Consider the following 356-nt stretch of genomic DNA (forward strand, 5'->3'; position numbering starts at 1 on the left):
GCGATCAGCGTGATGGTGCCGGTCAGGGCCGTGGTGCCGTCGCCGGCCGTTGCGCCAGTGCTGGCGAACGAGCCGATGGTGGCGCCGAGGGTCGTGCTGCCGCTCGCCGCCGTGGTGCCGCCGGCTGTGCCGCTATACACAACGTTGCTGCTCGCGGTCGCGCTGGCAAAGGAGGTGGTGCCGCGCAGATCGGCCGCCGTCGCACCCGCGATCGAGGCGGAGACGTTGGACTTGGTGGAGTAGCCGACGGTGGTCTGCAGCGCCTGGTTGGCGATCGACTTCGCAGAGTCGATCAGCTTCTGCAGCGAAGTGATGCCGGTGTTGGCGGCCTGCAGCACCTGCACGCCGTTGGCGAT

At 69.1% G+C, this 356-nt stretch carries 1 pseudogene; it reads right to left on the reverse strand.

Features of this window, described 5'->3' with window-relative positions:
• Positions 1-356 (reverse strand): annotated as a pseudogene (locus AC0L2F_RS35780) (DUF1522 domain-containing protein); the annotation flags it as partial.

The sequence above is a fragment of the Bradyrhizobium sp. Ken64 genome (assembly GCF_055807555.1).